The organism is Solidesulfovibrio carbinolicus, assembly GCF_004135975.1.
In the GTDB taxonomy this organism is placed as follows: Bacteria; Desulfobacterota; Desulfovibrionia; order Desulfovibrionales; family Desulfovibrionaceae; genus Solidesulfovibrio; species Solidesulfovibrio carbinolicus.
Window position 1 is genome coordinate 636,801 of record NZ_CP026538.1, and the last position, 11,990, is coordinate 648,790.

Sequence of the window (11,990 nt, forward strand, 5' to 3'; positions counted from 1 at the left end):
CGCCTTTCAGCGCAGCCGCCGGGCATAGCGCTCCGGCAATCCCCGCTCAATGATCTTGCGGGCCGTGGCCTCGACATCGTAGGCCACGGCCCGGATTTCCAGCACGCCCGACTCGGTGTCGTAGAGCCCGTACTTGGCCCGGTTGTCACCGTCGCGCGGCTGGCCCACCGACCCCACGTTGACGATATGGCGCGCGGCCGCCTCCAGCGGATTGTCCCCCACCGACAGCTCGAAACGGTCCACCTCGCGGCCGCGCAGGCTCGCGCCCTCCAGCATGTGGGTGTGGCCGACGAAGGACACGCGCTCGGGCGTGCGCAAAAAGGCCCGGCGCAGGGTCGTCTCGCCGGCCTCGAACAGATAGCTCGTGGTGTCGTTGGGTGGCAGCCCGTGGACCAGCCGGCAGCCGGCCACGGTCATGGAGGCCGGGTAGTTGGCGATGCGGGCCAGGGCGGCCGGGGAGAGGAGTTCACACGTGCGCGTGAGCGCTTCCCGGGCCTGGTCGTTGAGTCCCCGCCGCCGGGACGGGTCCACGGCCGCCCATTCGTGGTTGCCGCGTACGCTGGGGATGGCGCGAGCCGCCAATATCTCCAGCACGCCCTCGGGATCGGGGCCGTAGCCGATGTTGTCGCCCAGGCTGACGGCGATGCCGGGGCGGCGGGCGTCCAGGTCGGCCAGGACGGCGGTCAGGGCTTCGAGATTGCCGTGGATGTCGGCGAGCAGGGCCAGAAACATGGGCAAAGTGTGGCACGTCGCCGGGCGGCCGGCAAGGGCAGCCCCGCCAAAAAGACGGACGCGCCCCCGGGGCCTATCCACCCGGGAGCGCGTCATGTACTTGGAGGGATGATGCGGGGGGTTATGCGGAGGAGACGTTTGGGAGATTTGTGTGCCTTAGTTGAAATACTTGTTTTGCAGCCACTGCTTGATGGCGCCGGTGGGGGCGTAGACGCCCTTATTAAATCCCACCTCGGCCATGAAATCCTCGGCCAGATCCTCGGGGATCTCAAACGAGGCCAGTTCCACGCAGTCCTCGGAGTTGCGCCGCACCAGCGACAGCTTGGGTTCACCGGTCCAGGTGTTGATCACGAAATACGTGGAAAAATCGTTCTTCGAGGTTACGGGCTTATGCTGGGCATGCCAGGAGTTGTTTCCCCATTCGAGATACAAGGTCACGGCGTCTTCCGGGGTCATGTCCCAATCGATGACAAGGCCGGACAGGTCGTGCTGCGTCTGCATGCGTATCCTCCATGGCGCGGGTTTCGCGTTTCGTTGTCTGCAACCGATATGAGACAAATCTAATCCATTTTGTCCTCTGGTCAAGCAGGAAATGGCAAAAAGCTGGAAGAAGAACCGCCGATAAATCATATTTATTGGAATTTATTTATGAAAAATCTTGCTTTCAGGGCAGCGCCAATCGGTCTATCGTGCCGGCGTATGGCGATTGAGTCCGCATTTGTTCGGCCTTGGGCTGGAGGGGACAGGCGTTGGCTGTCCGCCAAGGGGGGCTGGCGAGATCGCGGCAACGGCGAACTGGCGGACCGAAGCGGGACTGCCGCGTCGGGGGAGGGTGAGGCGTGACGCATCCGAGACCGAGGGCGGGCAAGGGGCTGGCGGCGAGGCGTGGGGCGTTGGGTGGAGAGGCCGGCCGGACGGCGTTGCGGCCGCGGCCGTGGGCAACGGTTCTGGCCCGGCTCCTTGGGGGGCTGTGTCTGGCTTGGATGGTTCTGGCTCCGGCGGCGGTCCTGGCCGTGGAACTCTCGCCGCCCGAAGCCCGCTACGTGGCTGAACGGGGTGTGGTCACCCTGTGCGTGGACCCGGACTGGCCGCCGTTTGAGACCATCGACGCCGCCGGCCGCCACGTCGGCATCGCCGCCGACCTGCTCGGGCTTGTGGCCGAACGCACTGGCCTGCGCTTTACGCTTGTGCCCACCGCCTCCTGGGACGAAAGCCTTGAAGCGGCGCGCCAGGGCCGCTGCCGGGCGCTCAGCTTCCTCAACCGGACGCCCCAACGCGAGCAGTGGCTGCTGTTCACCCGACCGCTTTTAAGCGACGTCAACGTCTTTATCACCCGCGAGGAGCATGCCTTCATCGCCGACCCGGGCCGGCTAGACGGCGAGACCATCGTCTTTCCCTCGGGCACGGCCATGGAAGAACTGATCCGCCGAGACTACCCCAACCTCAACATCCTCACCACGGCCAGCGAGGACGAGGCCATCGCCATGGTGTCCGACCGCCAGGCGGACATGACCATGCGCTCGCTCATCGTCGCCGCCTACACCATCAAGAAGCGCGGGCTGTTCAATCTCAAAATCGCCGGCCAGCTCCCGTACTATGCCAACAACCTGGGCCTGGGCGTTGTCGGCGACGACCGGACGCTGGTCGATATCCTCAACAAGGGCATCGACACCATTACCACGGCCGAGCGGGCGGCCATCGAGAACCGGCACGTGTCCATCAACGTCCAGACCGTGACGGATTACGGAGCCTTGGCCAAGGTGCTGGGCGCGGTCCTGGCCTTGGCCGCCCTGGGCGGGGTATGGGCGATCAAGGTCAAGCGGCTCAACACGGCGCTGCGCCGGGAGATCGAGCGCCGGGAGGAGCTTGAGCGGATGCGCGAGGACGTGGAGCAGATCATCCGCCACGATCTGGTCACGCCCCTGTCCGGGATCATCGGCATTCCGGAGCTGCTGGAAACCGAGGAAAACCTGACGCCCCAGCAACGGGAGCTCTTGCGCCATGCCGCCACCTCCGGCCGGCGCATGTTGGCCACCATTCGCCTGGCCGGCGATCTGGCCCGGATGGAGAAAGGAACCTATCACGTCGCCAAGGCCGATTGCGACGTGCTCGGGATCATCCGGGCGGCGCGGGTCAATCTGGACAAGCTTTTCGCCCTCAAGGGACTTGCCTTTGCCGTGTCCCTGGACGGGCGGCCGGCCGGGGCCGTGGACCGCGCCCTGGCCCGGGGGGACGCCAATCTGCTGGGCAACCTGTTCGAGAATCTGCTCAAAAACGCGGCTGAGGCCTCGCCCCAAGGCGGGGAAGTCGCGATCGACATCCGGCTTCCCGACGGGACGGTCGCCGTGCGCAACCAAGGCCAAGTGCCGCCGGACATCGTGGACACGTTTTTCGAGAAATACGTCACCCGGGGCAAGACCTTCGGGACCGGCCTTGGAACCTATTCGGCCCGGCTCATCGCCCGGGCCCACGGCGGCGACGCGGTCCTGGACCTCGGCGAACCCGATCAGGTCACGGTGCGGGTCTTGCTGCCGGGCCTTACAGCGGCGCGTTGAGGGCGGAAAACGCCCCCGGACGCTTCCAGGCGTGCGACCCTAGCCGCCGCATCCCTTAAAAAATACGATAGTATTTTTTGAAAAATTAATGATTTTAGTTTCTTGTCCGCAAGGCGCCATGGGCGCTTTGCGCGGACCCGAAACTAGCCGCACAGCCGGCAGGCGGCCAGGGCGGCCTGGCCCCGGGCGGCCACGGTGTCGGGCACGAGATCCCAGCCGTCAAAGCGCGTGAACGTAGCCGGATCGGCGGCGGCCCGGGACAGGGCGGCCAGCAAGGTCTTGGCGGGAGAGGGCTTGATACGCTCGATGGCCAGGGCGGCCAGCCCCCGGGCTTCGGGGGAGCAGTCGTCCAGAGCGGCGGTCAGTTCCGGCAAGGCCCGGGCGGCCAGCTGGGGCGCGGCCTGGGCCAGCCGGGCGATGGCCCACCAGGCCCCCAGGCGCAAGGGCGCGTGGTCGATGAAGGTGCAGTCGCCCTCCATGTCCTGGACGTAGGAAATAAGAATGCGGTGGTAGTCGGCGGCAAGCGTCGGCGTGCGGGCGAGCGTTTCGCCCATGCACTGGGGGATGCCCCAGGCGATGTTGCCCGACTCCTCGTTGACCCGCCACATGAGGTTGCGCCAAACCTCCCGGGCGTCTTCCAGGCGCGTGGCGGCCATGTCGGCCATGGACGCGCCAAAGGCCACCACGGCCCGCCAGCCGATGACGGCCTCGGGACTGAGGAGCAGGGAAAAAAGCGGTCCCTGGCGGTTGATGGGCGCGATGGGGGCCAGGGCGGCCAGGGCGGCCTCGGCGGTCGGCAACGCAAGAGCCTCGCGAACGTCGGTCATGAGGCGGCGGCGGGAGGGCATGGCGGCGCTCCAAAAACGCCTCGCCGACGCCATGGCGTCGGCGAGGCGGCAAGTGACCCGTGTCGAATCGTCGCCGGAAGCGGGCGGCGTTTTGCTGTCAACTCACCGAAACCATGGCCTGTTCGTGCAACACGGCCACGGCAGCTTTCAAGGGCGCGGCGTTAGGCCTTCAGGGCGGCTTCGATCTCGCGCACCATGTCGGGATGGGGCTCGAAGCCGGTGGCCCGGGCCTGGGCGACCAGCTCCTGGGCCTTGGCGAAATCGCCGCGCTCCATGGCCACCAGGGCCAGATTGTTGATGGCCGGCCCGAACTGGGGTTCGATGGCCAGGGCCTTCTGGCTGAAGTTCTCGGCCGCGTCCAGCTTGCCCTGCATAAAAAGGGCGCTGCCCAGGGTGGCCAGGGCCTGGACGTACTTCTCGTCGATCTTAATCGCCCGGCGCAGGGCCTTTTCGGCCTTTTCGATGTCGCCGCGCTGGAGATGGACAAAGCCGATGTTGCCGTAGGGCACGGCGAAAAGGGGCCGGGCCCGGCAGGCCTTTTCGTTCCATTCCAGACAGCCGTCGAGGTCGCCCTTGTTCATGGCCAGGCCGCCGAGCTGCACATAGCCCTCGGCCAGGCTCGGCGAACACTCCACGGCCTGGTGGAATTCCGCCTCGGCCTCGATCAGGCGTCCCTTGGCCACGTAGGCCGTGCCCAGGTTGTAGTGGGACACGCCGCAGCCGGGGTTCTGGGACAGGCGTTTTTTAAGCTCGTCGATGAATTCGTCGGGAGTGCGGGCGGTGTAATCCATGGATGATCCTTCTCGGCGTTATTTGGTTGGCCCCAGCTCGGCGTCAAGGCCTTCGCGGACCAGCAGTTCCTTGTACCATTTGCAAAAGCTGTACATGCCCCGGTGGCGTTCGGAGCCGGACATGACCCCGACGCACAGCTCCCAGGCCCCTTTGGCGAACTCTTCCGAGGCCCCGGGCACGGTGGTCAAAAATTCGGCCACGAGCTGCTGGCTGGTGCGGCGCGAGGCGTCCTCGCGCAGGTCCAGCGGGTCCATGGGTTCCTGGAAGGGGTCCCAGTTGTCGTAGCCGATCTTGTCGATGAACTTGCGGCGACGGGGTTTGACCTTGTCGTAGATGGCGCGCTTGAGTTCGGCCAGCTCTTCGGGACTGTGGGCCATGCGTCTCTCTCGTTTCTTAAAATACGAACGTATTTTCAAGAAAAGTCATAGTTGTGGCGTGTTGCCGGCAAGATGCCGGAGGCGCGCCCCGTGGGCGCGACGCTAATCCGCCTTGCCGCCGGACTCGCCGTCCGGGCCGGGCAGGACCCAGGACGTGCCCCCGGTGCAGGAGGAACAGGCGGGCGAGCCGGCCTGTTCGCCGCAGGAGCCACAGGCCGAGCCGGCCGGGCCGCCGGCCGGGGCGAAGGGATCGGCCGCGGCCGCCCACTTGGCTTCCTGCTCGTGCAGCTTGACCATTTCTTCCTCGGTCAAAAGGCCCAGGAACTCGTCGTCGAAATCCGTGACCAGGGCAAAGGACACCGGCACGAGCATTTCGGCCATCAGCGGCAGCTTGGTGGGGATGGAGGCCACCAGTTCCTGGGACAGGGCCACGAGCTTGTCCTGGAGCTTTTCGATCTTGACCGTGGGATAGCGGCCGCCCGGGGCGAAGCCGGTATTGCCGCAGGTGCGGGCCTCGCCGGAAATCTCCAGGGGCACGCCGTAGAGCCGGCAGGTGAGGGGGCGGCTTTTGTAGAGGATGCAACGGTCGTCGTCGCCCAGAAGCGGGCAGCGGATGCGCTCGCGGGCGATGCTTTCGAGGATCTCGCGGGTGGACACGCCCTGTTCGTCGGCCCGGAAGGCCTTGCGCTTGAGCTTGGCGGCGTCGCGGTCGGCGGCGTTGGCCCGCTCCAGCACGGCGTCGCGGGCCGGGCCGGGCGGAAAGGCTTCGTTGAATTTGCGGTTGAGGTACAGGGCCTCGATAAAGGTCAGGTCGAACAGGGCATGGCAGCAATCGCTGCACCCTTCGCCGCAGCTGACCATGTCCGGGCACAGGGACGCGACCTTGGCGAAGGCGGCGTCGGCTTCGGCGGCAATGGCTTCATAGCGGGCAAAGGCGGGGGAAAAATCCAACTGCATCGGCGGACTCCGGCGGCCTGGGCCAGCACCGCCCCCGCCCTGGTGTCCGGCGGAGGGTCGGGCGGCCCGGGCTCAAGACGGCAACGGGAGCGGGACTTTCGCCCGCTCCCGTTGCCGGTTGATATTGCTATGCTTTGCTACTGCTCTTCGACGATGATGGCTTTCTGGTCGCACACCTCGACGCAGGATTCGCAGCCCAGGCATTCTTCCATGTTGACGGCCACGGCCTTGCCGTCGCGCATCTCATAAACTTCCACCGGACACACGTCCACGCATTCGCCGTCGCCAATGCATTTTTGCGTGTCAACAATGACGCGATATCCCATAAACACCTCCGCTTCCCACTTCGTATGAAAAAAATTTGTTGTCATGACGAAGGGTTAGTCAGACATGGCAGAAACGAACCAGAAGGATCAGGCAGGCTTACCGTCGCGTCCGTCCCGTGTCAAGGCGGCGCGAACCGGCCGGTCCCGGCAGCGGGGCTGCCGGAACTTTTTTTTCTGTATTTTGGGGACTCCTGCCGGAGTTCTGTCGTGGGGCGTAACCGGCACGCCCTGGATTCGTCTTGGTATCATGCTGAAAATAAGAGGGTTTTTTTATTAAAAAAGGGCTAAAGTTCCTGTTGGGAAATGCCGAAAAGCGTGATGAAGCCGAAGTTTAACCTTTTGACGCAGGGATGCCTGAAAGCCAGGGAAGGCCATGGGCAAGCTAACCTATCTTCGACCGCGACGCGGCGATATCCAGCCGGTTCTGGTGCTGCTCACCTCGCACAGGCTCGATTGCTTCCTCGTCTGCATCCGTTGTCTGGAGCGCTACACCGACTGTTCCCGGTTCAAGCGCATTTACATCGTGGCCAACGCCTTGACCCCGGAGCACTTGGCCATGGCCAAGGGCTTCGTGGCCCGCCACGCCAACGCCGTGCTCCTGGAGCGCGGGCCGCGCGGCCTGGTTCCGGCCGTGCTGGAGGCCCAAAACGAGATCTACGCCGCCCACATCGACGACGTCATCATCAAGATCGACGAAGACCTGTTCGTCACCCCGCACTGGCTCGAACACCTCATCGACGGCTACCTCGACCACGCCGAACGTCCTGACGTGCCGCTGGTCATGCCGCTTGTGCCCATAAGCCCGCCCGGGCGCCACGTCCTCAACCGCTTCCTGCGCCTGTCCTACCCCTCCGAACGCCACATGTTCGTCGGACCGCCCATCGAGGAAAACTGGGTCTACCACCGCTGGATGTGGGAAAAGCTCGTCCACGAGAATCTGGCCGAGGTCTACCTGCGCGACGCGCCGCCCAAGTATGCCTACGTGGGCTACCTCACCATCAACTGCGTGATTTTTGACCAGCGTATGATGCGGCTGGTGCTGCCCTTCCCCACCACCAAGGTGGCCGGCCAGACCACCACCGACGAAAAGGCCCTTAACCTGGCCCTTGCCGCCGGCCACATGAAGGTGGCCGTCCTGGGACGCAGCCTGGCCCATCACTACAGCTTCTCCAAGTGCGAGGACTACCTGCGCTCTCACATGCCGCTTGAGCGGGTGTGGCGGTTCATGCAGGGCCTGCCCGACGCGCCGGTGGTCGCGCCGCGCCGCCGCTGGCCGGTCGTGCCCGGCGAGCTTAAGCTCCTCAAGGTGGGCGGCTGATCTGGCCTCGGCCCGGGGAGGGAAAGCGGTTTTCACCGGCAGGAGTTGCCGGACAAGCCTTGAAACAGTATGGTTTGCAAACGCGCGCGGCGCGGGAATGGTCCCGGCGTCGGGCGCGTTTTGTCGTTTGCACGACCACCAAGGGCGGGACGGATGCGGTCTATCGGGAAGTACGCGATTCACGGGGTTCTCGGACGCGGCGGCATGGGCGCGGTGTTTCGGGCCTCCATGCCGGTCATCGGCCGCATGGCGGCGCTCAAGCTCCTGCGCCCCAACGAACTGACCCTGGGCCTGTGGGGCGAGGCGCGGGTGCGGCGGCTTTTCCGCGACGAGGCGGCCCTGCTTGGCGGGCTGCGCCACAAAAACCTCGTTGACGTCTTCGACTATGACGAATCCGGGCCGTGGCCCTTTTTCGTCATGGAATATTACGGCGAATCCCTGGGCTCCATCATCGGCGAAACCTACCGGGTGGAGGCCAAAAGCCGCCGCCTGCCCGTGCCCCGGGCCTGCTGTTATGCCGCCCAGCTCCTGGAAGGCCTGGCCCGGCTGCACTACGCCGGCATCGTCCACCGCGACGTCAAGCCTTTCAACCTGCTGGTCAGCGAAGGCGACGTGCTCAAAATCACCGACCTTGGGCTATCCAAGGTGCGCGGCGAGGCGTTCGGCGGTCCGTCCAACGTCAAGGTCGGCTCGCCGTACTATGCCGCCCCGGAGCAGGAGGACGATCCCGAACGGGCCGACGCCCGCGCCGACCTCTACGCCGTGGGCGTGACGCTTTTTCGGATGCTCACCGGTTGCCTGCCCGAATGGGGCGAGTGGGCCGCCTCGCGGCGCGTGCCGGAGCTGGGCGACGATTTCGACGGACTATTGGCCTGCGCCCTGGCCGAGAACCCGGCCGGCCGCTTTGCCGACGCCCGGTCCATGGCCGAGGCCCTGGACGCGGCTTTGGCCGCCTGGCGGCGGCGCATGGACGGGGTGTGCGCCGCCGCGCCGGAGTCGCTGTGTCCGCGCTGCGTGCCGGACGGCGCGGCCGCGCCCCGTAGCGAGCCGGCCATGGTCGATGCCCGGGCGGCCCGGGCCGCCTTCGGCCTGGACGAACTCTGGCGGCCCCTGGCCTACTGGCCGGGGCGGCTTGCGGACACGGGAAGCGGGATGGTGCTGGACGGGGCCACGGGGCTTTGCTGGGCGCGCCAGGCCGCGCCCTACGCCCTGACCTGGCCGGCGGCGGCGGCCTATGTGGAGGGGCTCAACGCCGCCCGATTCGGCGGCTTTGCCGACTGGCGGCTGCCCACCGTCCCCGAGCTCATGACGCTGTTGTCCCCAGAACCCGTGGGCGAGGGCTATTGCCAGCCGGCGGCGCTGTCCCAGCCCGTGCGCCGGGTCTGGAGCGCTGATCGGGCCAACTATGTTTCGGCCTGGGTGGCCGACGTGGAGCTGGGCTACTTGGCCAAGGCGGACTTCTGCTGTCCGGCGGCGGTCCGGGCCGTGCGGGGGCTTTGAGCCGGAGCCGGAAACTCCACCGGGCACTGCTCCTTGGTCGGCAGCCGATGGCCGGTGAGGCGCTTGTAGAGGAATTCCTCCACCGGCTTGCCGCCGAGCTTATCCAGCGGAATCTCGGCCCGGGCCGCGCCCCGGTGGCCGCCGGCTGAGCCGATGTCGCCGAAAAGTTTGGCCGCCATGTGGCCCATGTTGCGGCCGATGCCGTCGCCGCGAAAGACCACCACCACCGTGCCCTTGACCACCGCCGCCAGCATGTTCCACGACAGGCCGTGGACCCGGGTGAAGAAATCCGCCAGCATGACCAGGATGTCCGGACTCTCCAGGACGTCCATGTAGACGAAAAGCCCGCGCACGCCCACGAAGCGCATCTTGCGAAACGCCTTGGAGAAAAATTTCAGCCAGCGGCGATGGTATTCGCTGGAGATGATCTTGCGCACAAGCACCATGTCGGCGTGCTTGGTCAGCGCGCTAAAGGCCCGCACGTCGGCTTCGATGAAGTGGCGCTCGAAGCTCTGGGTGTCGGTCTTGATGCCGTAAACCAGCGCCGTGGCCAGGAGCTTGCCCGGCCGGATGCGCAGTCCCCGCAGATATTCGGCCATGATCGAGCTCACCGAGCCGTAGTCCGGCCGGATGTCGCAATACTCGGCGTCGCAGGGGTGGTCGGACAAAAGGGGATGGTGGTCGATGACGATGGAATAGTGCCGCCCGGCGAAAGCGGGATGGTGGTGGGGCTGGGAATCCACCATGGCGAAGCGGTTGTAGGCGGCGCACAGGCCCGGGGCAAAGGGGACTGAGGGGATGCGCAAAAAACGCATCATGGCCAGGTTGTCGGGCCGCTTGACCTCGTTGACGTGGGCGATGCCCACGGTCTCGGCCCGGTAGGCCATGATGCGCCGCAGGGCCATGGCCGAAGCCAGGGCGTCGGGGTCGGCGTTAATAAGGATCAGCCAGCGATCGCCCCGGCCGATGGCCTGATTGAGGTCGGCTCCTGCCTGGGACATCTTGCGAAATGGGCTCATGCGGCGTTTCCCTTGAGCTGGATGGAGAGTCCTGCGGCGACCAGACGCACGTCATGGGCGGCGGCGGCCACGGCCTGGTTGAGCGCGCCCAGGGCATCGACAAACCGGCGCGTGGCCGGGTCGGCGGCGATGGGGCCAAGGCCCGTCTCGCTGCTGACCACGACAAGTTGCGGGCCGCCTGCGTCGGCGTAGGGGGCCAGGCCCCGGGCCAGTTGATCACTGGGGTCCGCATCTTCGCCATGACAGGCAAAAAGCCAAAAGTCCAGGCTGTCCAGCAACACCGTGCCGCCGTGGGCCGCTTCCCGGGCCAGGACGTCCATGGCCTCGGCCCCGGCCTCGATGACGGCCAGACCCGGGTCGCGGGCGCGCTTGTGGGCCAGGATGCGTTCCCGGAAAGCGACGTCCAGGGCCTTGCCCGTGACCACCACCCGGCGCGGGGCCGGGCCCTGGGCCAAAAGCCGTTCGCCCAGGGCCGATTTTCCCGAGCGCACGCCGCCCAACACGAGTTGTATCACGCCGCGCCGCCGCAGGTTGGAGGGGTCACGCCCGAGGCGATGGCTTCGACGCAGGCCAGCCCTTCGACCAGATGCATGGGCGCGAAGATTTCCAGCACCACGGTCTGGGGCGAAAGATTGCCGAACATCCAGACCAGCTCGTCGCGGCCTTCAGGGGACAGGCAGGTCAGCGTGCGGTGCAGGTGGCTGCGGCCCTTGGGCGGCCCTTCGGGGCCAAAGGGCGAATAGATGTGGAGCATCCGGGCGCGCGTGGCCAGTTCCGGGTCGTCCTTGGGCAGCTCGTGGCCCATGGCCAGCATGTGGCCCAGGTCCAGGCACAGGCCGCAGCCGTTGGCCTTGGCCAGGGCCAGGGTTTCGGTCGGGGACACGGCGTCGGTGTTCTCCAGGAGCAAGGCGGCCGGATCAAAGCCGGCGGCGACGTAGGCCGCGACGAAATCGGCCAGCTTGGCCGGGTCGGTGGGCGGATGGAGCACGTAGGCCCAGGGCGACAGGTGGGCGGTCATGGCCAGCAGCCGCTCCATGACGGCAAAAGCGGTTTCGCCGCCCAAGCTCCAGGGCAGGTCCAGGGGCAGGTGGAGGTGGTAGACAAGGCCGTAGGGCTTCTGGGGGAGGTCCTGCGGACCATAGGCCAGACAGGCGTGGAGCTCCAGCAGATACAGGCCGACCTCGGGCACGGTGCGGGCCAGGCGGCGGCAATTGACCAGGGCGGTTTCGGGCCACACGCAGCTCGGCGCGGCGATGCGCCAGGAAAAAGGAGACTTGCTTTTTGCGAACATTTGGAAATTCTAGGATATAAAAGTTACAGGTTAAGGCTTGAGGGTTTTGTTCGCCCGGAGTATGGAATGCGGGTTGCCGGAACGAGGCTTCCCTGCCTGTCCGGCCAGGTTCCCGAAGTGAGTGTAGTATGCGACAACTTCGTGATTTTGTGCAGCATTTTTTCAACCCGCTGCATGTCTACTGCAGGCTCAAGGACTTGGGCGTCAAGGCGCCGGCGGCCCACCGTTTCACCCGGGCCTACGAGCGCCTGCTGTGGCGACACATCTGGTAGGCC

14 protein-coding genes are annotated in these 11,990 nt (G+C 66.1%); 4 read left to right on the forward strand and 10 right to left on the reverse strand.

Going from position 1 to position 11,990, the window contains the following annotated elements:
• Window positions 1–6: 6 nt before the first annotated feature.
• Complete coding sequence (locus tag C3Y92_RS02890; protein WP_129355770.1) at window positions 7–732, reverse strand: metallophosphoesterase family protein; 726 nt, start codon at window positions 730–732, stop codon at window positions 7–9.
• Window positions 733–888: 156 nt separating this feature from the next.
• Complete coding sequence (locus tag C3Y92_RS02895; RefSeq protein ID WP_129349314.1) at window positions 889–1,233, reverse strand: DVU0772 family protein; 345 nt, start codon at window positions 1,231–1,233, stop codon at window positions 889–891.
• A 419-nt stretch (window positions 1,234–1,652) separates the two neighbouring features.
• On the opposite strand from C3Y92_RS02895, the gene C3Y92_RS02900 reads away from it, so the two are divergent.
• Entirely contained in the window at window positions 1,653–3,287 is a 1,635-nt protein-coding gene (locus tag C3Y92_RS02900; RefSeq protein WP_129349316.1) for a transporter substrate-binding domain-containing protein, read from the forward strand.
• 143 nt (window positions 3,288–3,430) lie between these two features.
• On the opposite strand, the gene C3Y92_RS02905 is transcribed toward C3Y92_RS02900, so the two are convergent.
• From C3Y92_RS02905 to C3Y92_RS02925, 5 genes are all read right to left on the reverse strand, one after another.
• Entirely contained in the window at window positions 3,431–4,135 is a 705-nt protein-coding gene (locus tag C3Y92_RS02905) for a DVU0298 family protein (RefSeq protein ID WP_129349318.1), read from the reverse strand.
• A 161-nt stretch (window positions 4,136–4,296) separates the two neighbouring features.
• Entirely contained in the window at window positions 4,297–4,926 is a 630-nt protein-coding gene (locus C3Y92_RS02910; protein WP_129349327.1) for a tetratricopeptide repeat protein, read from the reverse strand.
• An 18-nt stretch (window positions 4,927–4,944) separates the two neighbouring features.
• A complete protein-coding gene (locus C3Y92_RS02915; RefSeq protein WP_129349329.1) occupies window positions 4,945–5,304 on the reverse strand; it encodes a hypothetical protein in 360 nt (119 codons plus the stop codon).
• 102 nt (window positions 5,305–5,406) lie between these two features.
• A complete protein-coding gene (locus tag C3Y92_RS02920; RefSeq protein ID WP_129349331.1) occupies window positions 5,407–6,261 on the reverse strand; it encodes a YkgJ family cysteine cluster protein in 855 nt (284 codons plus the stop codon).
• Between the two features lie 137 nt (window positions 6,262–6,398).
• Window positions 6,399–6,587 (reverse strand): ferredoxin, encoded by a 189-nt coding sequence (locus tag C3Y92_RS02925; protein WP_006919264.1) that lies wholly within the window; start codon window positions 6,585–6,587, stop codon window positions 6,399–6,401.
• 373 nt (window positions 6,588–6,960) lie between these two features.
• Here C3Y92_RS02925 and C3Y92_RS02930 point away from each other — a divergent pair, with 373 nt between their 5' ends.
• Both C3Y92_RS02930 and C3Y92_RS02935 read left to right on the forward strand, forming a co-directional pair.
• Window positions 6,961–7,905 (forward strand): glycosyltransferase family 2 protein, encoded by a 945-nt coding sequence (locus C3Y92_RS02930; RefSeq protein ID WP_129349333.1) that lies wholly within the window; start codon window positions 6,961–6,963, stop codon window positions 7,903–7,905.
• 153 nt (window positions 7,906–8,058) lie between these two features.
• Window positions 8,059–9,405 carry a protein kinase domain-containing protein gene (locus C3Y92_RS02935; RefSeq protein ID WP_129349335.1) on the forward strand — a complete coding sequence of 449 codons (1,347 nt, stop codon included), beginning with the start codon at window positions 8,059–8,061 and terminating at the stop codon, window positions 9,403–9,405.
• On the opposite strand, the gene C3Y92_RS02940 is transcribed toward C3Y92_RS02935, so the two are convergent.
• The 3 genes from C3Y92_RS02940 to cbiR are packed head-to-tail and all read right to left on the reverse strand — an operon-like array spanning window position 9,345 to window position 11,715.
• A complete protein-coding gene (locus C3Y92_RS02940; RefSeq protein WP_129349337.1) occupies window positions 9,345–10,424 on the reverse strand; it encodes a DHH family phosphoesterase in 1,080 nt (359 codons plus the stop codon). The genes C3Y92_RS02935 and C3Y92_RS02940 overlap by 61 nt on opposite strands.
• Window positions 10,421–10,939 (reverse strand): bifunctional adenosylcobinamide kinase/adenosylcobinamide-phosphate guanylyltransferase, encoded by a 519-nt coding sequence (locus tag C3Y92_RS02945; protein WP_129349339.1) that lies wholly within the window; start codon window positions 10,937–10,939, stop codon window positions 10,421–10,423. The genes C3Y92_RS02940 and C3Y92_RS02945 overlap by 4 nt, the downstream gene beginning before the upstream one ends.
• Window positions 10,936–11,715 carry a cobamide remodeling phosphodiesterase CbiR gene (gene cbiR / locus C3Y92_RS02950; RefSeq protein ID WP_129349341.1) on the reverse strand — a complete coding sequence of 260 codons (780 nt, stop codon included), beginning with the start codon at window positions 11,713–11,715 and terminating at the stop codon, window positions 10,936–10,938. Before cbiR ends, C3Y92_RS02945 begins: the two co-directional genes overlap by 4 nt.
• 128 nt (window positions 11,716–11,843) lie before the next feature.
• On the opposite strand from cbiR, the gene C3Y92_RS21055 reads away from it, so the two are divergent.
• The gene (locus C3Y92_RS21055; protein ID WP_165352056.1) at window positions 11,844–11,987 is read left to right on the forward strand and encodes a hypothetical protein; all 144 of its coding nucleotides are present in this window, start codon (window positions 11,844–11,846) and stop codon (window positions 11,985–11,987) included.
• Window positions 11,988–11,990 lie beyond the last annotated feature (3 nt).

Coding starts and splice junctions, on each gene's coding strand:
- C3Y92_RS02890 (WP_129355770.1), bottom strand. CDS start 732: ATGTTTCTGGCCCTGCTCGCCGACATCCACGGCAATCTCGAAGCCCTG.
- C3Y92_RS02895 (WP_129349314.1), bottom strand. CDS start 1,233: ATGCAGACGCAGCACGACCTGTCCGGCCTTGTCATCGATTGGGACATG.
- C3Y92_RS02905 (WP_129349318.1), bottom strand. CDS start 4,135: ATGCCCTCCCGCCGCCGCCTCATGACCGACGTTCGCGAGGCTCTTGCG.
- C3Y92_RS02910 (WP_129349327.1), bottom strand. CDS start 4,926: ATGGATTACACCGCCCGCACTCCCGACGAATTCATCGACGAGCTTAAA.
- C3Y92_RS02915 (WP_129349329.1), bottom strand. CDS start 5,304: ATGGCCCACAGTCCCGAAGAGCTGGCCGAACTCAAGCGCGCCATCTAC.
- C3Y92_RS02920 (WP_129349331.1), bottom strand. CDS start 6,261: ATGCAGTTGGATTTTTCCCCCGCCTTTGCCCGCTATGAAGCCATTGCC.
- C3Y92_RS02925 (WP_006919264.1), bottom strand. CDS start 6,587: ATGGGATATCGCGTCATTGTTGACACGCAAAAATGCATTGGCGACGGC.
- C3Y92_RS02930 (WP_129349333.1), top strand. CDS start 6,961: ATGGGCAAGCTAACCTATCTTCGACCGCGACGCGGCGATATCCAGCCG.
- C3Y92_RS02935 (WP_129349335.1), top strand. CDS start 8,059: ATGCGGTCTATCGGGAAGTACGCGATTCACGGGGTTCTCGGACGCGGC.
- C3Y92_RS02940 (WP_129349337.1), bottom strand. CDS start 10,424: ATGAGCCCATTTCGCAAGATGTCCCAGGCAGGAGCCGACCTCAATCAG.
- cbiR (WP_129349341.1), bottom strand. CDS start 11,715: ATGTTCGCAAAAAGCAAGTCTCCTTTTTCCTGGCGCATCGCCGCGCCG.
- C3Y92_RS21055 (WP_165352056.1), top strand. CDS start 11,844: ATGCGACAACTTCGTGATTTTGTGCAGCATTTTTTCAACCCGCTGCAT.